Here is a 21,926-nt window from a genome sequence, read left to right as displayed (position 1 = left end):
TCAAGAGCGATTTGTCCTGACCACCATGAGGTCCAGGTCCCGGACCTTCTTACGCAAGGTGTTGCGGTTCACGCCGAGAAGCTCGGCCGCCCGGATCTGGTTGCCACGGGTGGCGGCGAGGGCCGCCCCAATCAAGGGGCCTTCGATCTCCCTGAGGATTCGATGGTAAAGGCCTGGGGGCGGCAGGTTATCCCGGAAGCCCGAGAAATACTCGGCCAGATGCCGCTCTACGGCATCCGAGAGCCCCTCTGAGCCTTGCTGGGCCTGTGGAACGGCTGTTTTCCCGGGTGGCTGAGGCGAGAGCAAAGGTTGGGAGTCGAGCTCCGCATCCACAATGGCTCCGGTGATTGTATCCTGGGGATAGAGAGCAGCCAGGCGCCTGACGAGGTTTTCCAACTCACGGACGTTGCCCGGCCAGCGATACCGCTTGAGGCGGTCCATGGCCTCGGCATCAAGCTGTTTGCGGGACAGCCCCTCCTTCTCCACGAGGGTGAAGAAGTGGCGAGCGAGGTCCGGGATGTCCTCGACTCTTTCCCGCAAGGGTGGCAGCCGCAATGGAACGACGTTCAGGCGGAAGTAGAGGTCTTCGCGGAAGAGCCCCTGCTGGATGAGAATCCTCAGGTCTTTGTTCGTAGCGGCGACAATGCGGACATTGGTTTTGATCGGCACACGCCCGCCGACTGTCGTGTATTCGCCCTGCTGAAGGACACGGAGCAACCGGGTCTGGGCTTCCATCGGCATATCGCCGATCTCATCGAGAAAGAGCGTGCCTCCCTCCGCCTGCTCGAAGCGGCCTGTATTGCGGGCGGTCGCACCTGTAAACGCTCCCTTCTCATGCCCGAACAGCTCGGATTCGATCAGCTCGCGCGGAATGGCCGCCATGTTGACGGCGACAAAGGGCCCCTGGCGGCGCTTGCCATAATCGTGTAGCGCCTTGGCGACGAGTTCCTTGCCGGTGCCGGACTCCCCGGTGATCATCACCGTGAGGTCCGTCGGCATCAAGCGAGCCAGGGCTCGATATATCTCCTGCATCGCATGCGAGCGACCGACGAGTGGAATATCATCGTTCTCGACCGGGTTGGTGTTTGAAGCTGCCGTCCTGGGGCGCGAGAGCGCACGTCCGACGACGGCAACCAACTCCTTCAAGTCGAAAGGCTTCGGCAGATATTCATAAGCACCACGCTCGGATGCCTTGATCGCCGTCATGAACGTGTTCTGCGCGCTCATAACGATGATCGGAAGCTCCGGCCTGAGCTTCTTGATGCGCGGCAACAAGTCAAAGGCATTCTCGTCCGGCATCATCACGTCGGTGATGATGATGTCGCCCTCCCCTTGAGCAACCCAGCGCCAGAGCGTCGCCGCGTTGCTTGTCGAGCGAACTTCGTAGCCGGCTCTCGACAAAGCCTGGTTCAGAACGGTTCTGATGGCGGCATCGTCATCAGCGAGAAGAATTTGTCCGCTGGGCATATCTTGAAGCCTCACATATCAACATCACTGCCAAGGCTGGCACGGTGCATCGGCAAAAGAATTCGGAAGGTCGTGCGCCTCGGCGCAGGCTCGCACTCGATGATGCCGCCATGATCGCCGACGATTTTTGCCACAAGCGCAAGGCCGAGGCCGCTACCCTGAACCTTGGTGGTCACGAAAGGATCGAAGAGGTCGCTCATGAGCTCCGGCGGAATGCCGGGGCCGTTGTCGCTGACGCTCAGCTCGATGGGTAGGCTCACGCGTTCCTGGGAGCCTGGCACCTGTAGCCGCACACCGGTTCGGAACGCCGTCGTCAGGGTGATTTCCCCATCGGTTGCATCGATCCCAACGGCCTCCGCAGCATTCTTGACGAGGTTGAGAATGACCTGGATCAATTGGTCCCTGTTGCCGAGGACCGGCGGCAAAGATGGGTCGTAATTCTCGGCAAAGCGGATGTGGCGCGCAAAGCCCGATTGCGCGAGGCGCTTCACGTGATCGAGAACGCCATGGATGTTGACGGGCCCTCGCTCGACAGGGCGCTCTTCACCGAAAAGTTCCATCCGCTCGACGAGCTTCACGATCCGATCTGTTTCGTCGCAGATCAGGCGCGTGAGCAGCCTGTCATTCTCATCTGCCGATTGCTCTAGCAGCTGCGCGGCTCCACGAATGCCCGAGAGCGGGTTCTTTATCTCATGAGCGAGCAGAGCTCCGAGGGCAGTGATCGATCGGGCCGCACCGCGGTGGGTGAGTTGACGGTTCATCTTGTCGGCAATGGTGCGCTCCTGCAGCATCACGACGACGTTATTGTTGTCGTCGCCGAGAGGAGACGCAAAAACATCCACGATACGCTCTGCGCCTAAGCGCGGGCTGCCGATGTCGACACGATGTTCGCTTACGCTGGCCCCTCTTTGGCGGACATCCTCGACAAGAGACATGACCGGAGACCCGAAAGGCAGAAAATCGGTGAGTTTCTGCCGCTGCATCATGCGCAGGCTCATCTCGAAAAAGGATTCTGCCGCCGCATTGGCATGAACGATCTTATGCTCGTCGCCGATCGTCAGGACCGGAAGGGGCAGCGCATTCACGATGAGATCGTTAATGGCGAGAGTCATGCGGCTTCCTGTTCTCGATCAAGATAAAGCGACCGCAACAGCGACATCACCAGCTTGGGCTCGTCCGATGTTACCAGGCCGACGCGAGTGTTTTGCTGAATACAAAAACCGGATTCGGCAGCTGCGTCGGCATAGGCCGCGAGATGCTTGCGCGCATGGCGGATTCCAACGTGCTCACCATAAAGCGAGAGCAACCCCTCGTAATGTTCCAGCGCGAGCTCCGTTTTCTCCTCGGGGGAAGGTTCGGAAATTATCCTTCCTTGAAGAGCGGCTCCGATCTGACCCACGATCCATGGACGCCCGACAGCGCATCGTCCGATCATCACGGCGTTAGCTTTCGACAGGGCAAGGCACTGCCGCGCATCATCGAGAGATCCAATATCTCCGTTCGCAATCACCGGGATGGTGACGGCCTGCGATACCGCAGCGATAGCCGCCCAATCGGCCTGGCCTTTGTAGAATTGCTGCCGCGTCCGCCCGTGCACCGTCACGGCCTTCACACCCAGAGCTTCTGCTCGCTTTGCAAGCTCCGGCGCATTCAGAGAATAATGATCCCACCCCAACCGCATCTTGACCGTCACCGGAACGGATACAGCCTGAACGGTTGCTTCGATGAGACGGCAGGCATGGTCCAGATCACGCATCAAGGCGGAGCCGGAATATCCGCCAATGACCCGCTTGGCGGGACAGCCCATGTTGATATCGATGATCCGAGCCCCTGCCCCTTCGGCAACGCGCGCGCCTTCGGCCATCCAATGCGGTTCGCACCCGGCCAATTGCACGACATGCGGGTCAATTCCTGCCCCCTCGGCTCGCAATTGCGCCTCTTCGGAGCCTTGAACCAACTCGTCTGACGCAACCATCTCGGACACGACGAGGCCCGCCCCTAAACGCTTGGCGATCCGTCGGAGGACGACATCCGTCACCCCGGAGAGCGGTGCAAGAACGGCTGGCGTTCCTATATCGATAGGTCCGATTTGAAAGCCGCCTATTTTTTGATCAGGTTTCATTGTGCCTATTTAGTAGCCAATATGGCGCCCGGCGCAAGTCCCAGCAGGGTAAATTTGCCTTATTTTCCGGTCACGCTTAGGAGAACTCTTCCTTTGGAGAGAGTGCTGATGTCGGTCGCCGCCCTTATCGTTGCAGCTGGACGCGGATCGAGAGCTGGTGAGGGAATTCCCAAGCAATACCGCCTCTTGATGGAGAAGCCTGTTCTGAGTCGGACGCTTGAAGCCTTTCTATCCCATCCGAAGGTTCAGAAGGTTCTTGTCGTGATCCACCCGGACGATCAGGACCTCTACGCTCAAAGTCTTGCCGCTCTTCCCCAAGAACTCATCATCCGCCTGCTTCCTCCTGCCTTTGGCGGCGAAACACGGCAGGATTCGGTCCGGAATGGATTGGAGATGTTGGAGCCCTTGGCTCCGGATCGTGTCCTTGTTCACGATGCGGCACGGCCCTTCGTGAATGCCGCGCTGATCGACCGAGCAATCGACGCGGCTAATATCTGGCAGGCGGCGGTACCTGGAATCGCTGTCACCGACACGGTCAAGGTCATCGATGCGGATGGAAAGGTTGAGACGACGCCGGATCGCTCCATGCTTAGGGCCGTGCAGACTCCTCAAGCCTTCGATTTCGCCACTCTCATCGCCGCCCATCGGAAAGCGGTGTCCTTGAACGTGCGTAGCTTTACCGACGATGGCGCACTTGCGGAATGGGTGGGGCTTGCCGTCCATGTCTTCCCCGGCGATGCCGCCAATATCAAACTGACGCATCCGGCAGATTTCACTGGCGCCGAGCAGCGTCTGAAAGGTCAGCCCATGACTTATGTCACCCGCCTCGGTACAGGCTTCGATGTGCATGCCTTTGGAGAAGGTGACCATGTCTGGCTCGGAGGAATCAAGGTTCCTCATGACAAGGGCGTTCTGGCCCACTCGGATGGCGACGTCATTCTTCACGCACTGACGGATGCGCTGCTGGGGGCGATTGCGGATGGAGATATCGGGACGCACTTCCCTCCCAGCGACCCGCAATGGAAAGGCGCCTCCTCAGATCGCTTCCTGGCGCATGCTGCGGGCTTGGTGAGGGCACGCGGTGGAAAGATCGATCATCTCGATACGACGCTTCTCTGTGAGAAGCCTCGCCTTGGTCCCTATCGGGAGGAAATGCGCCGCCGCATTGCCGAAATCTGCGGGCTCAAGGTCGAGCAGGTTTCGCTCAAGGCGACGACGACGGAAAAGCTGGGCTTCACGGGACGAAGCGAAGGCATTGCCGCCCAAGCCGCCGCGACCATTCGGCTGCCGGAGGTGTCCGATGAATCTTGAGCTGAAGCAGCGCGCCGCTGCGCTTCTCAGGGCGTATGAGCGGGAGGGCCTGAAGATCGCCACGGCGGAATCCTGCACGGGTGGATTGGTCGCGGCTCTTCTGACCGAGATCGCCGGCTCCTCGGCTGTCGTAGAGCGCGGTTTCGTGACGTACTCGAACGAGGCGAAGACCGAGCTCATCGGCGTTCCCGCCGATCTGATAGTGGCGCATGGCGCGGTCAGCGAGCCTGTAGCGCGGGCCATGGCCGAGGGAGCGCTTGCGCATTCGCGGGCCGATGTGGCGGTCGGCATCACGGGGATTGCTGGACCCGGCGGCGGAACAGAAAAGAAGCCGGTTGGGCTCGTTCATTTCGGCCTGGCCCGTAAGGGCGCCGCCACGATCCATCTGGAGCGCCGATATGGCGATCTCGGTCGCGAGAACGTGCGCCGGAGCGCGGTCGAGGATGCGCTGACGCTTCTAGGTTCCGCCTGCGGCCAACGATGAACCGTAGACCGTATTCGCGCGCTGCTCGAAGGCGTCGGTGAATTTGCGGAAAGCCTTGTCGAACATGGTGCCCATCAGAAGGCCGAGAGCGAAGCTCTTGAACTCGTAATTGATGTAGAACTCCACCTCGCAGCCGCCCGGCGCGTCGCGGAAGGTCCAGCGGTTCTCCAAATACTTGAACGGCCCGTCGACATATTCGACCTGAATCCGCAGGCGCGGCTCGTCGAGGGTCACGCGGGTGGTGAAGCTCTCCTTGATGGCCTTGTAGCCGACGCTCATGGTGGCGACGAGCGTCTCCACGCCCTCCCCGCTCTGCACGCGGCGGATGATGCGCAGCTCTTCGCAGAGCGGAAGGAATTCGGGATAGCGCTCCACGTCCGCGACGAGCGCAAACATCTGGGCCGGCTTGTGCCGGACGGTTCGCGTCATGCGAAAGGTCGGCATTCAGGCGGCCTCCTTCATGCGAGTGAGAGCGGCCTCAAGGGCCGGAATATCGGAATGCGAACGTAGCATGAAGGCCTGCTGATCGGGCCGCAGACGTTCGATCATGCGGGCGGTTTTGGGGCGCATCTGCTGCGGGTAAGACCAGATCCAGCGCATGAAGGACATGTCGAACTTTTCAGGCCCGGCGGTGCCGAGGTCAGGACGCGGCCTGCCGTAATTCTTCGCCACCCGCCACAACACGTTGAGCGCACAGCGCCAGCGCGGAAGATCGAGCCAGACGATGGCGGTTGCACGCGGCACGCGGATGTCGAAGGTCGAGGCGTAGTTGCCGTCCATGACCCATTCCGGTCGTGCCGCGAGAGCTTTCACGCGCTCGCGCCATTCCACCTTGGACGGCATGGTCCAGCCCGGCCCGAAATATTCGCCGTCGAGATGGATCAGCGGCAATCGAAGCCGCTCACTGAGCTGCCGCGCCAGGGTGCTTTTGCCCGCACCCGGACTACCGATGACGAGAATGCGCTGCATGCCCCATCCAAGCCCTGAGCCAAAACTAGCCGAGCTTGGCGAGGCGGGCCGCCTTGAGCTTGGCGAAATCCTCTCCCGCGTGATGCGAGGAACGCGTCAGCGGGGTCGAGGAGACGAGGGAGAACCCCTTGGCATAGGCAGTGGTTTCAAAGGCCTTGAATTCGTCCGGCGTGACGAAGCGGATCACCGGATGGTGCTTCTTCGTCGGTTGGAGGTACTGGCCGATGGTCATGAAATCCACATCCGCCGAACGCAGATCGTCCATGAGCTGGAGAACCTCGTTCCGCTCCTCGCCGAGGCCGACCATGATGCCGGACTTGGTGAAGATGGTGGGGTCGATCTCCTTCACCTGCTGCAGCAGGCGGATGGAGTGGAAATAGCGCGCGCCGGGACGGACCTTCAGATATTTCGACGGCACGGTTTCGAGATTGTGGTTGAACACGTCGGGACGCGCGGCGACCACGATTTCGAGCGCGCCGGGCTTGCGCAGGAAGTCGGGCGTCAGAATCTCGATGGTGGTCTTCGGAGAACGGGCGCGGATGGCGTGGATCACGTCCGCAAAATGCTGCGCGCCGCCGTCAGCGAGATCGTCGCGGTCCACCGAGGTGATGACCACGTGCTCGAGGCCGAGCTTCTCGACAGCCTTCGCCACGCTCTCCGGCTCGTTCGGATCGAGCGCCTGCGGCAGGCCGGTCTTCACGTTGCAGAAAGCGCAGGCTCTCGTGCAGGTGTCGCCCATGATCATGAAGGTGGCGTGCTTCTTCTCCCAGCACTCGCCGATATTGGGGCAGCCGGCCTCCTCGCAGACGGTGACGAGCTTGTTCTCGCGCACGATGCGGTTGGTCTCGGCCCATTTGGGCGAGCCCGGAGCCTTCACGCGGATCCATTCGGGTTTTCGCTGCTGAACAGGTTGGTCCGGCCGGTGCGCCTTTTCCGGGTGGCGGGGGCGGTTATCCTTGTTCAGAAGGTCGAGAACGACGGCCATGAATAAAACCCTTGGAGCATTTTCCGGCGAAGTGGTTCCGGTTCGTCGCCAGAAAATGCGTTTTCACGAGTCTGGAAATGATTCCACGATAGTGGAAGCAGATCCAGGGCGAAGGAGCCCTGCCCCTTCCGGTATCGGCCTGATTTAAGGCCTTTGCCGCCCTTTCGCAAATGCTCAAGGCGCAGAGGCGGATTGTGGTAAAGACGGGCTCTCATTGGCATCCCAAAGCCGCCACGCTCCAAGGCCAACTCGTCATCCCGGGGCCGCGCAACGGAGCCCGGGATCGCAAGACGAGAATAGCGCTGGATCATCACCTCTCCCTGAGGGAGAGGTCGGACCGTCAGGTCCGGGTGAGGGGTTACAGGTCCATCCGGATAACGCGCATCCCTCACCCGCCTGGGAGAGGTGAGCCAGCGCTTGATCCTGCTCGCGATCCCGGCTCGGCTTTCGCCGTCCGGGATGACGCCCTAAGGGCAGCGCCCTCACCGCCCGGCTTCCGTTCTCCTCGCCGCCTCCCCGCGAAACATGGCCTCGATGCTCCTCCGGCGCGCGTCCCAATCCGCGCGATAGGCGTGCATGTCGTCGAAAAGCGCATCGGCGAAGAACTTGCGCCGGTCGAAATAGCAAGGCGGGCCATAGCCGCCCTGGCAGCGTTCCGCCTTGCGGCAGGCGCGGTTGCGGCAGGTGGCGGGCACATGGAGCACATCGGCGAGACGGCGCAGGGCGTCGTCGCAATCGGGAAGCGTGGAGAGATACTGGCGGACACGGCTCATCGGAAAAAGCCTCCTGTGGCAATGAGCAGGCAAGGAATGGAAACGAAGAAAGGGATTCTTTGGGAAAAACGGCGCGCGCCTGCGGACTCCGGGCCTGAAACAAGCCGGGAGCCTTGAAGCGGCAATCGAGGGAGGCGCGATGGGCAATCCGGCTCGATGGTGTTTGTGTGTGAAGAACCGGAAGGCCCCTCGCGCACGGCTTTTTTAGGCGGACACCGCAGCCGTCCCAAGGCTGGCCCTTGCGACCTGCGGGCGGCCTCCTGCCGGCGGGCTTGGCGTCAAGCCGCATCCGCAGGACCGCTCCCGGCTCCACAATCACGACGCCTCATGAGCGCGCCCCTCGATGAGCCGGGACACGCACAATATGGCCGAGCTTAGGATCATTGTCAAGAACAAAAGAGGAACAATGGGATTGAAGAGGATAGTCTGACATTGCAAGGCTTGGCGTTAGGAATTATTAGATATGTAATTACGTTTGGTATCACGCTTGGTGTCCAATGCATTCTAATCCCCTGCGCTTTGACCCTGATGCCCCGGAAACGATGTGGCCGTTCCCGATGACGGACGAAACTGAGTTGCTGGGATTGGACATGGACCGCTTTTTCCCTCAAGCGGCGGCGGGCGACGTCGGCACCCCTGTGCTGATCGACAAGGATGGAGATGCTGAGATCACTCTCCGAGCAGGGGCCTCTCTCAAGGGGCTTTTTCTCTTCACGAACTCAAATGCATCATTGGGCATCAAGACGGCCGGCACGGGGATCACCTTTTCAACCACGGAGCTTGAAGAAGGCACTGTGATTTCCGTAGACGGTGTCGCAATCGGACGCGTTTCCTCTTATTCTACAACGGAACTGCATATTGAGTTCAATCCGGTGACCACTCTGGCCGAGATGGAGGAGCAGAGGCTTGCGGCACAAAACTTGGTACGCGCCCTGACGTTCACCAAGCTCGATTCTTCTCCTCACTCGATGGAGGAATCAGTCCAGATTCATCTCTACGACAGCAACGATGTTAGCTCTGTTGCAATGGTATTCGCGGCTGACCGCTTCTTGGGCGATGACGAAGACAACATCATCACAATGCTGGCCGGTTATCTGAATGCCGGTGATGAAGTGATCGGCGGCGGCGGCAATGATGTGCTGAGGCTGCCAGATGGTGGGGGTCTCATTGATCTGGTCCCCTTGGCTAAATTCGAAGGTATCGAAACCGTTCAAGGCTCCAGCAGCGCTGATGGCATCCGCATCTCGATGGAGCAGCTTAAATCGTTGCAGAAAGTCGATGGCGGCGGCCAGGCAGATGATTATCTGGTTGTGATCGGGGACGTGATCGACCTTCGCGGCAAGCAGATCACGGGCTTTGGCTCGATCGAATATAACGGTTTCAAGACGAAGGTTATCGTCGATAACATGGCCATGGCGAAGTACATCAATGGCGAATACGCCGCGGCTGAAACATTGACGATTGCAGGTGGTGTCGTGAGCGACGCCGACCGGTACGCCCTGCATAAAAAGAGTGTCGATGCGGTCGTTCATGGAGGCCGCACCACAACCTTCGCCGATATCGTTAACAAGACCGTGAAGGGCACGACTGGAAAGAATGCCCTCAAGGGTTCGTTAGGCAACGACAAGCTCTATGGCGGTTATGGCAACGATACGCTGACAGGCGGCTACGGCAAGGATGTGTTCGTCTTCAACAGCAAGCTGGGCACCGCTACCACGGACCGTAGCGTAAACTTCGACACAATTGCCGATTTCAACGTGGCGGACGACACGCTCTGGCTCGATAATGCCATCTTCAAGAAGCTGGGCAGCGGTTCTGCCTCTGCTCCCGGCAAATTGAACAAGGCGTTCTTCAAGATCAGCACAAAGGCCGGCGATAAAAACGACTTCGTTCTCTACAACAAGTCGACCGGGTATCTGTCCTACGATGCCGATGGGTCGGATTCTAAGTACAAGCCCATTGAATTTGCCAGGATCGGGAAGAACCTCAAATTGACCTATGACGATTTTAGAATTGTCTGACGAGGGCTGATGATCCTGAAAGCCGAACGGCTATGATGGCTCGGAAAAATCCGTCACCAACTCTGGAGATAGTTCCTTCAGCGGAATCGCCTCACTCGCATAGGTCTCGATGAAGGCCGAAAAGTTCCTCGCGCCACCAAGTATCGTGGCGCGGGGAACCGAGCAGGAAAAACCTCGAACTGCACCCACGCGCCCGATAGCAGCCCCGATCAGGTGAAGAAGAAGATATCGCCTCTGGGATTTGCGCCGTACACGAGGATGTCGTGATAGACGGAGTCTGCGGGCGAATTGTAAGTCACGACCCAGCCGTCGCCATTCTGCCAGATGCTGTATTGTCCATTCGCCGGGGTGCGTGTGCCGCTGGAATTGAAGGTATAGCTGCCCTGGAGATAGATGCCGTCGGCATCGGTGAAGTCGTAGATGATGTCGTGCCGCTTTTGGGTGATGCTGCCAGTGTCGGCGGTTGCGAAATAGAAGCGGTCCACGCTGTTGTCGGCGCCACCCCAGAGGTCGTCCACGCCGGTTCCGCCATAAATGAAATCCGCGCCCGTCTCGCCGTCGAGCACGTCATCGCCGCTGCCGCCGGACAGCCGATCATTGCCGGTGTAACCGAGCAGCGTATCGTCGCTGCTTCCGCCGTAGAGGCTGTCGGCGCCGGAGCCTCCATCGAGCCAGTCGAAGCCGCTGCCTCCAAGCAGGGTGTCGTTACCGGCTTCGCCTTCAAGCCAATCGTTACCGGCGCTGCCGTCAAGGGAGTCGTTGCCGGACCAGCCGCGGATCCAGTCATCGCCGGAATTGCCGTTGCTCCGGTCGTTGCTGATTCCATACCGGTAGAAGTCGATATAATCGTCAAAGGAGGTGCCGTTGATGGTCGCCATGATCCGCCTCCCAACTGTGCGTGCGGGCGAAGCCTGTCTGATGGCTGCTTACGACACGAAGGAGAGCGGCCTCCGCTGAAGCAGCTTCCGTTTCAGAATCGGCGCTAATGCGGGCGGGATTGTGGAGCCTTCCGTGACGCCGCGTGATCGGTGATGGAAATTTCGAGGAGGGTCGGCGTCGCGTCAGGCGCAGCTCGCGGCAAACTCCTTCACCAGCTGCGGGTAAAGCTCCATCGGCGGAAACTTCTCGAAGCTGTGTTTCGCAGGCGTCTTCGCCCAGGGCAGCGCCTCGCTGGTATAGGTCTCGATGAAGGGCGTGTAGCCTTTGGCGTCGTCGAGCATGGTGGCGCGGACATTCACGAAATCGTCGAGGCCTTCGGGGCGCGTGAACAGCCAGCTCATGCAATGCGGACAGAAGAAATGGCGCGTGGGGCCGTGAAGGCCGCCGATCACGGGCTCGCCCTGCACCACCGCGAACCTGTCGCTGGTATAGAGCGCGCTCAGCGAGAAGGCGCTCGCGCTCATGCGCTGGCAGCCTGTGCAATGGCAGGCCATGGTGATGACGGGTTGTCCTGTCACGCGCAAACGCACCTGTCCGCACCGGCAACCGCCGTCCCGCACGCCTGCTTCTTCCGCCATGGGCTCCCTCCCCGCTGCTGCCGGATGAGAAATGTGCGGCCGGGTTTTAAGCACGTCAACGGAGCATGGCTTCCCTTACGGCAAAGGTTGTCTAAATTCCTTTTATCGGTTGGGTTTCGCGTCTCGTGCTGGGGAGAGATTGGTGAAGAGAATGATTGCCGTGGCGGGCCTTGCGCTCAGTGCCGGGGGATGCGTGTCGACGGCGGAGCAGACGGTGTCGTATTCCTGCGCGGATTTCATCGGCCGTCCGATCTCGGAGCGCATCGCGGCTTTCGGCCCGCCGCGCTCCGTCTACCGGATCACGCCGACGGAAGTGGGGTATGTGTTCGAGACGAAGGACACGGTGCTGGTCGGCGGCGAGACCTATTACACCGTCAACTACATGATCGGCGCCGACAAGCACCACCTGCCGGTCCGCACCCTCACCACCAAGTGCCGCGGCTTCGTCGTCCGCGCGCCCTCCCCGGCGACGCCGGCCTCCGAGCGCATCATCGTCAATACGCTTTGAGCGCGGCCTCTATTCTTCCGGCTTTCCCCGATGGAACGCGAGCGGCTTTACCGCCTGTCCGAGCCATGAAACCGGAATGACGTAATCCGGCGGCGACTCTTCGTTCCCTAGGATGACGCGCACGGCTTCGGGACCGGCGCTTTCAAGGCGCATCGGCACCGGCCAGTCAGTGGAATCGAAGATCGTATAGCGCCACCAGCCGACCCGGCCGAGCTCCACGTAATAGATATCGGAGGAGCCGACTCCGCAGGAGCTGCGTTTCACCACCCAGGACAAGCCCATATCCGGCAGCTCGCCTTCCTTCACGATGCGCGTGGCGCACATCCAGAGGCCGAAGGCGACGATCAGGCCGAGCGGAATGCTGCAGATGGCTGCGAAGATGCCGACGCAAATGCTCAGCCAGGAATAAACCCGGCTGAGCTTGAGTCCGCCCCAGGCCCCGACACCGATGAGAGCGAGGCTGAGGAGAAGGAGCGGGATCCAGAGCGGATGCATTCGGGCTTAGATGTGGATCGCGCGTCCGTAGGCGTCCATGACGGCTTCGTGCATCGTCTCCGAGATGGTCGGATGCGGGAAGACCGCGTGGATCAGCTCTTCTTCCGTGGTCTCCAGGTTCATGGCGATCACGAAGCCCTGGATCATCTCGGTGACTTCAGCGCCCACCATGTGCGCGCCGAGAAGCTGACCGGTCTTCTTGTCGAAGATCGTCTTCACCATGCCGTCCGGCTCGCCGAGCGCGATGGCCTTGCCGTTGCCCACGAACGGGAAGCGGCCGACGCGGATGTCGTAGCCCTGCTCTTTCGCCTTGGCCTCGGTGAGACCGACCGACGCGACCTGCGGGTTGCAATAGGTGCAGCCCGGGATCTTCGCCTTGTCCATGGCATGCGTGTGCAGGCCCTTGATGGTCTCGACGCAGATCACGCCCTCGTGCTCGGCCTTGTGCGCGAGCATGGGCGCGCCGGCGACATCGCCGATGGCGTAGATGCCGGGCACGTTGGTGCGGCCGAGACCGTCGGTCACGACGACGCCGCGCTCGATCTTCACGCCGATCTTTTCCAGACCCAGATTCTCGATATTGCCGACGACGCCGACCGCCGAGATCATCCGCTCCGCGGTGATCGTCTGCGTGCCGCCCTTGCCGTCATCGATGGTGGCGGTGACGGAATTCGCGCCCTTCTCCACCTTCGTGACCTTGGCGCCGGTGAGGATCTTCATGCCCTGCTTCTCGAAGCGCTTGCGGGCGAGAGCTGCGATCTCTGCATCCTCGACTGGCATGATCTGCGGCATCACCTCGACCACGGTCACTTCGGCGCCCATGGTGCGGTAGAAGGATGCGAACTCGATGCCGATGGCGCCCGAGCCCATGACGAGCAGCGACTTCGGCATGGCGGGCGGCACCATGGCCTCGAAATAGGTCCAGATCAGCTTGCCGTCCGGCTCGATGCCGGGCAGCGCACGCGGACGCGCGCCGGTCGCGACGATGATGTGCTTGGCCTGATACGTTCCGGCCTCCAGCACGCCCTTCGGCGTCGGATGCTGCGGCTGCATGGCCTGCTTCTTGGGAGCCGACACCACGACCTCGCCGGGCTTGGAGATCGTCGCCTCGCCCCAGATCACATCGACCTTGTTCTTCTTCAGCAGCATGCCCACGCCGCCGTTGAGACGGCCCGACACGCCGCGCGAGCGCTGCACGATGGCGGCCGCGTCGAAGCCGATGCCCTGCGCCGACAGGCCGTAATCCTTGGCGTGTTCCATGTAGTGGTAGATTTCCGCCGAGCGCAGCAATGCCTTGGTGGGAATGCAGCCCCAGTTGAGGCAGATTCCACCCAGATGCTCACGCTCGACCACAGCGGTCTTGAACCCGAGCTGCGCCGCGCGGATCGCGGCGACATAGCCGCCTGGACCGCCGCCGATGACGATGATGTCGTATTGGTTTGCCATGATCTTTAAGTTCCCTGCGCATATTGCGCGATGCCATGACCGAAGGACCAGTTTTCCTTCTCGACTTCGATCAGGTTTATAAACACGTCCTCGGGGCGAAGGCCCGGCTCCGCGCACAGCTTCTCGACGATCCTCTTGAAGAGAGCCTTCTTCTGATCGACTGTCCGCGTGTTGCTGACGGTGATCTGGATGATCACGAGATCGTCGCTGCGTTGAATGTCGAGATACGTCTTGCCGTAGAAGAAGTTGTCTTCCTCATGCTCGCTGACTGTGACGAAGAGGTCGTCTTCGGGCACATTGAAAGTCTCTCTCAGGGCGAGATAGACGCCGTCTGCCAGAGCCTTGCGATAGGCGGAGGGCTTGCCCTTTCTGAGGGAGATGCGAGTGAGCGGCATGACGCTTCCCTATCGACCAATAGTGAATGGCCGGGACGGGCCCGGCCATGACATTGATTAAACTAGCATCCCCATCGGGTTCTCGATGAGCTGCTTGAAGGCCGAGAGCAGTTCCGCGCCGAGCGCGCCGTCGACGACGCGATGATCGCAGGAGAGCGTCACGGTCATGGCCTGCACGACGGCGGGGGCGTTGTTCTTCACCACCACACGGCTTTCGCCCGCGCCGACGGCGAGGATCGTGCCGTGCGGCGGGTTGATGACGGCCTGGAAGTCCTTGATGCCGTACATGCCGAGGTTCGACACGGCGGTGGAGCCGCCGGTATATTCCTCAGGCTTCAGGCGACGATTGCGGGCGCGGCCTGCCATGTCCTTCACCTCGGCCGAGATGGTGGTGAGCGACTTGGACTCGGCCTTGCGCACGACCGGCGTGAACAGGCCGCCTTCGATGGCAACCGCCACGCCCACATCCGAATGCTTCATCTTCAGGATGCGGTCTTCCGCCCACACGGCATTCGCGTTCGGCACGCGCTGCAGCGCGACGGCGAGCGCCTTGATCACGAAGTCGTTGACCGAGAGCTTGTAGGACGGCTTGCCGTCCTTGTCCTTCGGTGCGGCGGCGTTGATCTGCTCGCGCATGGCGAGAAGTGCGTCGAGTTCGCAATCGAGCGCGAGATAGAAATGCGGAACGGTCTGCTTCGATTCCACAAGGCGCTTGGCGATGGTCTTGCGCATGCCGTCGAGCGGCACTTCCTCGTAGGTGCCGGCTTCGAACATGGCCTTGACCTGATCGGCACCCATGCTCGGAGCCAACTGCGGCGCCGCGGGCTTCGCGGCGGGAGCACCGGCAGCAGCGGCAGGCTTCGCGCCGCCGCCCTGGAGTGCTGCGCGCACGTCCTTCTCGACGATGCGGCCATGCGGGCCGGAACCCTGCACGGATGCGAGGTCGATGCCGGCATCCTTCGCGATGCGCTTGGCGAGCGGCGAGGCGAAGACGCGGTTCCCACCGGCCTGCTGCCCTGCCCCATTCGGCTTCGCGCCCTGCGCGGGACCGACGGGAGCCTGATCGACGCGGGCATAAGACATATGCGCATTCGCATCGCCCTGAACCGCGTTGGCCTGCGGTGCAGGCGCTGCGGCAGCCGGAGCGGCCTCGGCCTTCGGCGCGGGAGCAGGAGCGCCGCCAGCAGCGGGTGCGGAAACGCTCTTCGGGTCCTCGCCCTCGCCGGCGATCAGCGCGATCACTTGGTTCACGGGCACGTCCGCCGTGCCTTCCGGCACGACGATCTTGGCGAGGACGCCTTCATCGACGGCTTCCACTTCCATGGTGGCCTTGTCGGTTTCGATCTCGGCAATCACATCGCCGGACTTTACCGTGTCGCCTTCCTTCTTCAGCCACTTGGCAAGGTTGCCCTTTTCCATGGTGGGAGAGAGAGCGGGCATCAGGATATTGATGGGCATGGTTTTTCGATCCTGAGCTGAATTAGTTGATGGCCTGCGAGCCGGGATCGCTCGGATCATCCAGCTCGGTTTGAATGCCTGAAATGATCTCCGCCAGGGCTTCCTCCTCGGAGAAGTCGGTTTCCATGGCGTAGACGCGCGCGGCATGACGGGCGAGATCCACCAGGAGCACGCCCCAGGTGAACGGATCGTCGAAGGCGCGGCGCAGCGCGATGCTGACCGCTCCATCGACCACCGAAGCCCTCAGGATCTCGACGCCGCCCTTTTCGAGCGCGTCAGGAGGGACATTGAGGGCTTCGAATTTCTTGTCGGTCATTTGATCACCGCACTTTGTGGCTTGGCCTTTAAGAAATCTTCAACGCGTTTGGCAAAGCCAAACCCAAAGGCAGCAGCAAGTAGAATGGGAGCAAGCCCAATAATCCAAGCTCTAGTTTCGGGATTGAAGATGTCACTGTGAGTAGGGGTTAATCCCCTCTCCAAGTTTAATGCCCCCTCAAGGCTAAGCAGGGTGCCAATGATACCAACGCCAGATAAGAGCAGACTTACTAAGTCGACTACAGGCCTTCCTTTGTGGCGAAGAAGACCAATGAGGAGAAAGCCCATGATTGCACACAGTCCGAAGATTGTGGGCAGCTGAAAAGCATACTCTCTCATAACCGACATGGATCTACCTTTACCGATAGCAGACGGCCTTCGCCGCCTGCACGACCTCGGCCACCGACGGGAGCGCCAGCTTTTCGAGGTTCGCCGCATACGGCATCGGCACGTCCTTGCCGGTGATGCGGATCACGGGCGCGTCGAGATAGTCGAACGCGTTCTCCATGATGCGCATGGCGATCTCGGCGCCGACGCCGGATTGCGGATAGCCCTCTTCCACCGTGATGCAGCGGCCCGTCTTCATGACCGAGGCGACGATGGTTTCGGTATCCATCGGGCGGATGGTGCGCAGGTCGATCACCTCAGCGGAGATGCCTTCCTTCTCAAGCTCCTGAGCGGCCTTGAGCGCATAGGTCATGCCGATGGAGAACGAGACGATGGTGACGTCCGTGCCTTCGCGGTGAATGCGCGCCTTGCCGATCGGAACCGTGAAGTCATCGAGCTTCGGCACTGGGAACGACTGACCGTAAAGGATCTCGTTCTCGAGGAAGACGATGGGGTTCGGATCGCGGATCGCGCTCTTGAGCAGGCCCTTCGCGTCGGACGCCGTATAGGGCGCGACAACCTTCAGGCCGGGGATCTGCGAGTACCAGGCCGAGAAGTCCTGGCTGTGCTGCGCACCCACGCGGGCGGCGGCGCCGTTGGGGCCACGGAACACGATGGGAGCACCGAGCTGACCGCCGGACATGTAGAGGGTCTTAGCGGCCGAGTTGATGATCTGGTCAATCGCCTGCATGGCGAAGTTGAAGGTCATGAACTCGACGACAGGACGAAGGCCCGTGAAGGCCGCGCCGACGCCGATGCCGGCAAAGCCGTGCTCGGTGATCGGCGTGTCGATCACGCGACGCGCGCCGAATTCCTGCAGCAGCCCCTGGGTGACCTTGTAGGCCCCCTGGTACTCGGCCACTTCCTCGCCCATCACCAGGACCTTGTCGTCCTGGCGCATCTCCTCGGCCATGGCGTCGCGAAGGGCTTCGCGAACGGTCATGTTGACCAGCTCCGTGCCTTCCGGAATTTCAGCCATGGCGTTGTAGGCGGTGCGGTTCGTGATCACCGAAGGAGCGGCAGGCGTCGAGAGATCCGTCTGCTGCGGGCGCTCCGTGGGAGCGGGACGGTCGGCCAGGCCTTCCGCTTGAGCATCCGGGGTCGGTGCCGGCTGAGCAGCGGGTGCCGGGGCCGAAGGGCCCTTCGATGCAACCGTGGACGCGTCTTCGCCTTCGCCCGCCAGGATGGCGATGGGCGTGTTCACGGCCACATTGTCCGTGCCGTCGGAAACCAGGATCTTGGCCAGGACGCCCTCGTCCACGGCCTCGACCTCCATGGTCGCCTTGTCGGTTTCGATTTCGGCCAGCACGTCGCCGGGCTTGACCTTGTCGCCTTCTTTTTTCAGCCACTTGGCCAGTTTGCCCTGCTCCATGGTGGGCGAGAGGGCGGGCATAAGAATATCGGTCGCCATGAAAGACTCGTGTTGATTGTCGCTGCGGCGAGAGTTTTAGGAGCGGCGCAGAACGCGCCGCTTACAGAAGAATATCCGTGTAGAGCTCGGACGGATCGGGCTCCGGATCGTGCGTGGCGAACTCGGCCGACTCGTTGACGATCTCGCGCACCTTGCTGTCGATGGCCTTCAGCTCGTCTTCCGACAGCTTCCAGCTCTCCAACAGACGGCGGCGCACCTGCTCGATGGGATCGTGCTCCTCGCGCATGCGGGTCACTTCATCCTTCGTGCGGTACTTCGCCGGATCGGACATGGAGTGGCCGCGATAGCGGTAGGTCTGCATCTCGAGGATGTACGGGCCCTTGCCGGAGCGTGCATGCTCGATGGCGCGCTGGCCGGCGGCGTAGACCGCGCGGACATCCATGCCGTCCACCTGCTCGCCCGGAATGCCGAAGGACACGCCGCGCTTCGAGAAGTCGGTCTGCGCCGAGGCGCGGCTCACGGCCGTGCCCATGGCGTAACGGTTGTTCTCGATCACGTAGACAACCGGCAGCTTCCACAGCTGCGCCATGTTGAAGCTTTCGTAGACCTGGCCCTGGTTGGCAGCGCCGTCACCGAAATAGGTGAGGCACACATTGCCGTTGTCGCGATAACGGTTCGCGAAGGCGATGCCGGTGCCGAGCGACACCTGCGCGCCGACGATGCCGTGGCCGCCATAGAAATGCTTCTCTTTCGAGAACATGTGCATGGAGCCGCCCTTGCCCTTCGACAGGCCGCCGCGGCGTCCCGTCAATTCGGCCATGACGCCTTTCGCATCCATGCCGCAAGCGAGCATGTGACCGTGATCACGATAGCCGGTGATCACCTGATCGCCCTCTTTCGTCGCCATCTGCATGCCGACGACGACGGCCTCCTGGCCGATATAGAGGTGACAGAAGCCGCCGATGAGGCCCATGCCATACATCTGGCCGGACTTCTCCTCGAAGCGACGGATCAGCAGCATGTCGTTATAGGCTGCGAGATCCTGATTTTTATCGAATTGGGGGGTATTGGGAGTGGACTTGTTAGCCGCGCCAGTACCGGCACGGCCCGCCTTGCGGGCAGCAACAGCCATCGGGTTCCTCCGAAGGGTTTCCTCGACGAAAGTTCTAGCGCAGTCGAAATCGGAAAGCGAGATGCCCAAATGATCTTTTGCGCTGCACAATGAATCGCGCAACGTTTTGAAATTACATACGAAATTTCAATTAACAGAAATTCAGTTAAGCAGTTCTTTTGGAGGATTTTGGTTAAGGGCCCGTGATGATGACGAGATCGTTACGATGTACGCGTCCGAGCATGATGCGTGCCCGCTCTTCCAGAAGATCACGGTCGATCTGGTCGCTTCTCAACAACGCGATACGGCGCTCCCAGTTCGAACGCTCGGTCTTGAGACCGCCGAGCTCCTTCTCCAACTCGGCCACCTCAGCCTCGTATTTCTGCTGGGCCTCGATACCGCGCGCACCGCTGTGGGCGTGGTGAACGAAGTAAGCCGCGACCGCCGCCGAGACGCTGTAGAGCATCAGCGGGATCAAGAATCGCCTCAATCGTCTGCGGATCACCATGCGGTATTCCTAGCGCGCACATGGTTAAGGATCGGTTTCAGGTGCTGAGTTCTCTGAGGCTTCCCCGGAGATATAAACCCGTATGGAAGTGACAATGAACTGGTGCGCCATGCTATTCGGCACACTGGAGGACAGGATTGGAGTATCCGATGTCTCTCTTGGGAAAGATCCGCTCAAATGATCTGTATTAACCCCTGGGAAGCTCAGTCGGATCACCAGATTTGCGAATTCGGGAATGTCATCCAGCATTGTGTTGCCGCCGACATCGCATTCGCAGATCGAGAACTCGAAAGGTTTTCCACCAATCCGTTCGAGCTTTCTAATGGAGTTACCGATCTGGATGCCGCGAGTGGTGTGCCAAGCGCTCTGTGGACGATCTTCTAGTGGGTTCGCATCAATTGCCACCATGATTGGCTGCGAGAGAAAGGTTGCCTCCAGGCACTTCTTCTCATTCGCCTCGTCCTCTTCTTGGCTGTTATAATAATATTCTTCCTGCATCGATCCCCATAGGACGAACGCCACATCCTCGGTGCCGGAATAAATCTCCGTTCCACAATGCGAGACTCCCTCGCCCATAGGGCGAAACACGCGCTTTACCTGCCCCTCTGGCAGGAGCGATCTCAGTGCATCCTCGGTCATACTCCTGTCGATGAGGCCAACTCGCTTTCCTGGCTCGATTAAAAAGTCGGAAAAAGGTCGAGCGGAAAGAGCCTCTGCGAGAAGAATGGAGAGCCAGACTACGAGACCTGCTCTCGTCCATACCTTACTCATGTCGCCCCTCGCCTTACTTCAGTGACGAGAGAATACCGCATCAATATTGCAAAGAAAAAGGGCCGCACAGGGCAGCCCTTAATCAACTGAAGTATAGTTATCTCGTTACGCCAGCGCCTTCAGCGCAGCTCGGCCGGCATAGATGGCCTGGGAGCCGAGCTCTTCCTCGATGCGAATGAGCTGGTTGTACTTGGCCGTCCGGTCCGAACGGGCGAGCGAGCCGGTCTTGATCTGCCCGCAATTCGTGGCGACGGCGAGATCGGCAATCGTGGAATCTTCCGTCTCACCCGAGCGGTGGGACATGACGGCGGTGTAGCCGGCGCGGTGGGCCATATCGACGGCGGCCAGCGTCTCGGTGAGCGTGCCGATCTGGTTGACCTTCACGAGGAGCGAGTTGGCGACGCCCTGCTTGATGCCCTGCGAGATGCGCTTCACGTTGGTGACGAAGAGGTCGTCGCCCACGAGCTGGCACTTGTTGCCGACGAGGTCGGTGACGGCCTTCCAGCCCTCCCAATCGTCCTCGGACATGCCGTCCTCGATGGTGGCGATCGGGTAAGCGGAGACGAGCTTCGCGAGATACTCGGCCTGCTGCTGCGGCGAGAGCTTCTGGCCCGTGCCTTCATAGACATAAGAGCCGTTCTTGAAGAACTCGGTGGCAGCGCAATCGAGGCCGATCACCATGTCCTTGCCGGGCTTGTAGCCGGCCTGCTCGATGGACTTCATGATGAAGTCGAGAGCAGCCTCGGCGGAAGGCAGGTTCGGGGCGAAGCCGCCCTCGTCGCCCACGTTCGTATTGTGGCCGGCGTCCTTCAGAGCCTTCTTCAGGGTGTGGAACACCTCGGCGCCCATGCGCACGGCCTCAGCCAGCGTGGGAGCGCCGACCGGCATGATCATGAATTCCTGGAAGTCGATGGGGTTGTCCGCATGCGCGCCGCCATTGATGATGTTCATCATCGGAACCGGCAGAACGCGGGCCTGCGTGCCGCCCACATAACGGTAGAGCGGAAGCGTAGAAGCCTCTGCAGCGGCCTTGGCCACGGCGAGCGACACGCCGAGGATGGCATTGGCGCCGAGGCGAGCCTTGTTCGGGGTGCCGTCGAGCTCGATCATGGTCTCGTCGATGAGCACCTGCTCCTCGGCGTCCATGCCGCCGATAGCCTCGAGGATCTCGCTGTTCACGGCGTCGACGGCTTTCTGCACGCCCTTGCCGAGATAGACCGACTTGTCGCCATCGCGCAGCTCGACCGCCTCGTGAGCGCCGGTGGAGGCACCCGACGGAACGGCCGCGCGGCCCATGGAGCCGTCTTCGAGGGTAACATCCACCTCGACCGTGGGATTGCCACGGCTGTCGAGGATCTGGCGGGCATAGACGTCGATGATCGCGGTCATGAACGGGCTCCTGAGATTAAAAAGGGCGGCCGTCAACAAGGTGCGGCCTCACGTCATGACATGGCTTATTGACTGAAAACGGCGAGCGGGCAAGGACGGGAGCAACCGATAAAGCATTGATC

General features: G+C 60.8%; 25 protein-coding genes. 4 read left to right on the top strand and 21 right to left on the bottom strand.

The window, feature by feature from the left end; translation table 11 throughout:
* Genes ntrC through dusB form a run of 3 tightly spaced genes read right to left on the bottom strand, consistent with a single transcriptional unit; the run spans position 1 to position 3,589 of the window.
* Complete coding sequence (gene ntrC, locus MJ639_RS02960; RefSeq protein ID WP_243368599.1) at positions 1-1,467, bottom strand: nitrogen regulation protein NR(I); 1,467 nt, start codon at positions 1,465-1,467, stop codon at positions 1-3.
* An 11-nt stretch (positions 1,468-1,478) separates the two neighbouring features.
* A complete protein-coding gene (locus MJ639_RS02955; RefSeq protein WP_243368597.1) occupies positions 1,479-2,579 on the bottom strand; it encodes a two-component system sensor histidine kinase NtrB in 1,101 nt (366 codons plus the stop codon).
* Complete coding sequence (dusB, locus tag MJ639_RS02950) at positions 2,576-3,589, bottom strand: tRNA dihydrouridine synthase DusB (RefSeq protein WP_243368595.1); 1,014 nt, start codon at positions 3,587-3,589, stop codon at positions 2,576-2,578. Before dusB ends, MJ639_RS02955 begins: the two co-directional genes overlap by 4 nt.
* A gap of 108 nt (positions 3,590-3,697) precedes the next feature.
* Here dusB and MJ639_RS02945 point away from each other — a divergent pair, with 108 nt between their 5' ends.
* A complete protein-coding gene (locus MJ639_RS02945; RefSeq protein ID WP_243368593.1) occupies positions 3,698-4,900 on the top strand; it encodes a bifunctional 2-C-methyl-D-erythritol 4-phosphate cytidylyltransferase/2-C-methyl-D-erythritol 2,4-cyclodiphosphate synthase in 1,203 nt (400 codons plus the stop codon).
* Positions 4,890-5,384 (top strand): CinA family protein, encoded by a 495-nt coding sequence (locus MJ639_RS02940; protein ID WP_243368591.1) that lies wholly within the window; start codon positions 4,890-4,892, stop codon positions 5,382-5,384. Before MJ639_RS02945 ends, MJ639_RS02940 begins: the two co-directional genes overlap by 11 nt.
* Here the strand turns inward: MJ639_RS02940 and MJ639_RS02935 are convergent.
* From MJ639_RS02935 to MJ639_RS02915, 5 genes are all read right to left on the bottom strand, one after another.
* On the bottom strand, positions 5,358-5,828 hold the full coding sequence (locus MJ639_RS02935) for a type II toxin-antitoxin system RatA family toxin (protein ID WP_243368589.1): 471 nt from the start codon (positions 5,826-5,828) through the stop codon (positions 5,358-5,360). The two genes, MJ639_RS02940 and MJ639_RS02935, sit on opposite strands and share 27 nt — an antisense overlap.
* The gene (locus MJ639_RS02930) at positions 5,829-6,353 is read right to left on the bottom strand and encodes a P-loop NTPase family protein (protein WP_243368587.1); all 525 of its coding nucleotides are present in this window, start codon (positions 6,351-6,353) and stop codon (positions 5,829-5,831) included.
* Positions 6,354-6,378: 25 nt separating this feature from the next.
* Complete coding sequence (lipA, locus tag MJ639_RS02925) at positions 6,379-7,338, bottom strand: lipoyl synthase (protein ID WP_243368585.1); 960 nt, start codon at positions 7,336-7,338, stop codon at positions 6,379-6,381.
* Positions 7,314-7,649 carry a hypothetical protein gene (locus MJ639_RS02920; protein WP_243368582.1) on the bottom strand — a complete coding sequence of 112 codons (336 nt, stop codon included), beginning with the start codon at positions 7,647-7,649 and terminating at the stop codon, positions 7,314-7,316. Before MJ639_RS02920 ends, lipA begins: the two co-directional genes overlap by 25 nt.
* A 171-nt stretch (positions 7,650-7,820) precedes the next feature.
* Positions 7,821-8,111: a hypothetical protein gene (locus MJ639_RS02915; RefSeq protein WP_243368579.1), complete on the bottom strand. Its 291-nt coding sequence runs from the start codon at positions 8,109-8,111 to the stop codon at positions 7,821-7,823.
* Between the two features lie 557 nt (positions 8,112-8,668).
* On the opposite strand from MJ639_RS02915, the gene MJ639_RS17800 reads away from it, so the two are divergent.
* Positions 8,669-10,132 (top strand): calcium-binding protein, encoded by a 1,464-nt coding sequence (locus tag MJ639_RS17800; protein WP_279306473.1) that lies wholly within the window; start codon positions 8,669-8,671, stop codon positions 10,130-10,132.
* A gap of 209 nt (positions 10,133-10,341) precedes the next feature.
* Here MJ639_RS17800 and MJ639_RS02905 read toward each other — a convergent pair whose 3' ends face one another.
* Together MJ639_RS02905 and MJ639_RS02900 are read right to left on the bottom strand one after the other, a co-directional pair.
* Positions 10,342-11,010, bottom strand: coding sequence for a calcium-binding protein (locus MJ639_RS02905; protein ID WP_243368577.1), 669 nt, complete (start codon positions 11,008-11,010; stop codon positions 10,342-10,344).
* A 183-nt stretch (positions 11,011-11,193) separates the two neighbouring features.
* Positions 11,194-11,649 (bottom strand): GFA family protein, encoded by a 456-nt coding sequence (locus MJ639_RS02900; protein WP_243368575.1) that lies wholly within the window; start codon positions 11,647-11,649, stop codon positions 11,194-11,196.
* A gap of 142 nt (positions 11,650-11,791) precedes the next feature.
* Here MJ639_RS02900 and MJ639_RS02895 point away from each other — a divergent pair, with 142 nt between their 5' ends.
* Positions 11,792-12,157, top strand: coding sequence for a hypothetical protein (locus MJ639_RS02895; RefSeq protein ID WP_243368573.1), 366 nt, complete (start codon positions 11,792-11,794; stop codon positions 12,155-12,157).
* Between the two features lie 9 nt (positions 12,158-12,166).
* Here the strand turns inward: MJ639_RS02895 and MJ639_RS02890 are convergent, their stop codons facing one another.
* The 11 genes from MJ639_RS02890 to eno form a co-directional block, all read right to left on the bottom strand.
* On the bottom strand, positions 12,167-12,652 hold the full coding sequence (locus MJ639_RS02890; protein WP_243368571.1) for a hypothetical protein: 486 nt from the start codon (positions 12,650-12,652) through the stop codon (positions 12,167-12,169).
* Positions 12,653-12,658: 6 nt separating this feature from the next.
* Positions 12,659-14,098 (bottom strand): dihydrolipoyl dehydrogenase, encoded by a 1,440-nt coding sequence (lpdA, locus tag MJ639_RS02885; RefSeq protein WP_243368570.1) that lies wholly within the window; start codon positions 14,096-14,098, stop codon positions 12,659-12,661.
* Between the two features lie 5 nt (positions 14,099-14,103).
* Complete coding sequence (locus MJ639_RS02880; protein WP_243368569.1) at positions 14,104-14,493, bottom strand: tautomerase family protein; 390 nt, start codon at positions 14,491-14,493, stop codon at positions 14,104-14,106.
* A 57-nt stretch (positions 14,494-14,550) separates the two neighbouring features.
* The gene (locus MJ639_RS02875) at positions 14,551-15,951 is read right to left on the bottom strand and encodes a pyruvate dehydrogenase complex dihydrolipoamide acetyltransferase (RefSeq protein WP_243368568.1); all 1,401 of its coding nucleotides are present in this window, start codon (positions 15,949-15,951) and stop codon (positions 14,551-14,553) included.
* Between the two features lie 22 nt (positions 15,952-15,973).
* On the bottom strand, positions 15,974-16,267 hold the full coding sequence (locus MJ639_RS02870) for a DUF5076 domain-containing protein (protein ID WP_243368566.1): 294 nt from the start codon (positions 16,265-16,267) through the stop codon (positions 15,974-15,976).
* The gene (locus MJ639_RS02865) at positions 16,264-16,614 is read right to left on the bottom strand and encodes a hypothetical protein (protein WP_243368564.1); all 351 of its coding nucleotides are present in this window, start codon (positions 16,612-16,614) and stop codon (positions 16,264-16,266) included. The genes MJ639_RS02870 and MJ639_RS02865 overlap by 4 nt, the downstream gene beginning before the upstream one ends.
* Before the next feature lie 10 nt (positions 16,615-16,624).
* Complete coding sequence (locus MJ639_RS02860) at positions 16,625-18,064, bottom strand: pyruvate dehydrogenase complex E1 component subunit beta (protein ID WP_243368562.1); 1,440 nt, start codon at positions 18,062-18,064, stop codon at positions 16,625-16,627.
* Between the two features lie 61 nt (positions 18,065-18,125).
* On the bottom strand, positions 18,126-19,157 hold the full coding sequence (gene pdhA, locus MJ639_RS02855) for a pyruvate dehydrogenase (acetyl-transferring) E1 component subunit alpha (protein WP_243368560.1): 1,032 nt from the start codon (positions 19,155-19,157) through the stop codon (positions 18,126-18,128).
* A 172-nt stretch (positions 19,158-19,329) separates the two neighbouring features.
* Positions 19,330-19,644 carry an FtsB family cell division protein gene (locus tag MJ639_RS02850; protein WP_243368558.1) on the bottom strand — a complete coding sequence of 105 codons (315 nt, stop codon included), beginning with the start codon at positions 19,642-19,644 and terminating at the stop codon, positions 19,330-19,332.
* 24 nt (positions 19,645-19,668) lie between these two features.
* Positions 19,669-20,283: a hypothetical protein gene (locus tag MJ639_RS02845; protein WP_243368556.1), complete on the bottom strand. Its 615-nt coding sequence runs from the start codon at positions 20,281-20,283 to the stop codon at positions 19,669-19,671.
* Between the two features lie 237 nt (positions 20,284-20,520).
* Positions 20,521-21,804 carry a phosphopyruvate hydratase gene (eno, locus tag MJ639_RS02840; RefSeq protein ID WP_243368554.1) on the bottom strand — a complete coding sequence of 428 codons (1,284 nt, stop codon included), beginning with the start codon at positions 21,802-21,804 and terminating at the stop codon, positions 20,521-20,523.
* Positions 21,805-21,926: the final 122 nt, after the last annotated feature.

Source organism: Microvirga solisilvae (assembly GCF_022808595.1).
Lineage (GTDB): Bacteria > Pseudomonadota > Alphaproteobacteria > Rhizobiales > Beijerinckiaceae > Microvirga > Microvirga solisilvae.
This window is presented reverse-complemented; position numbering and strand designations above follow the sequence as displayed.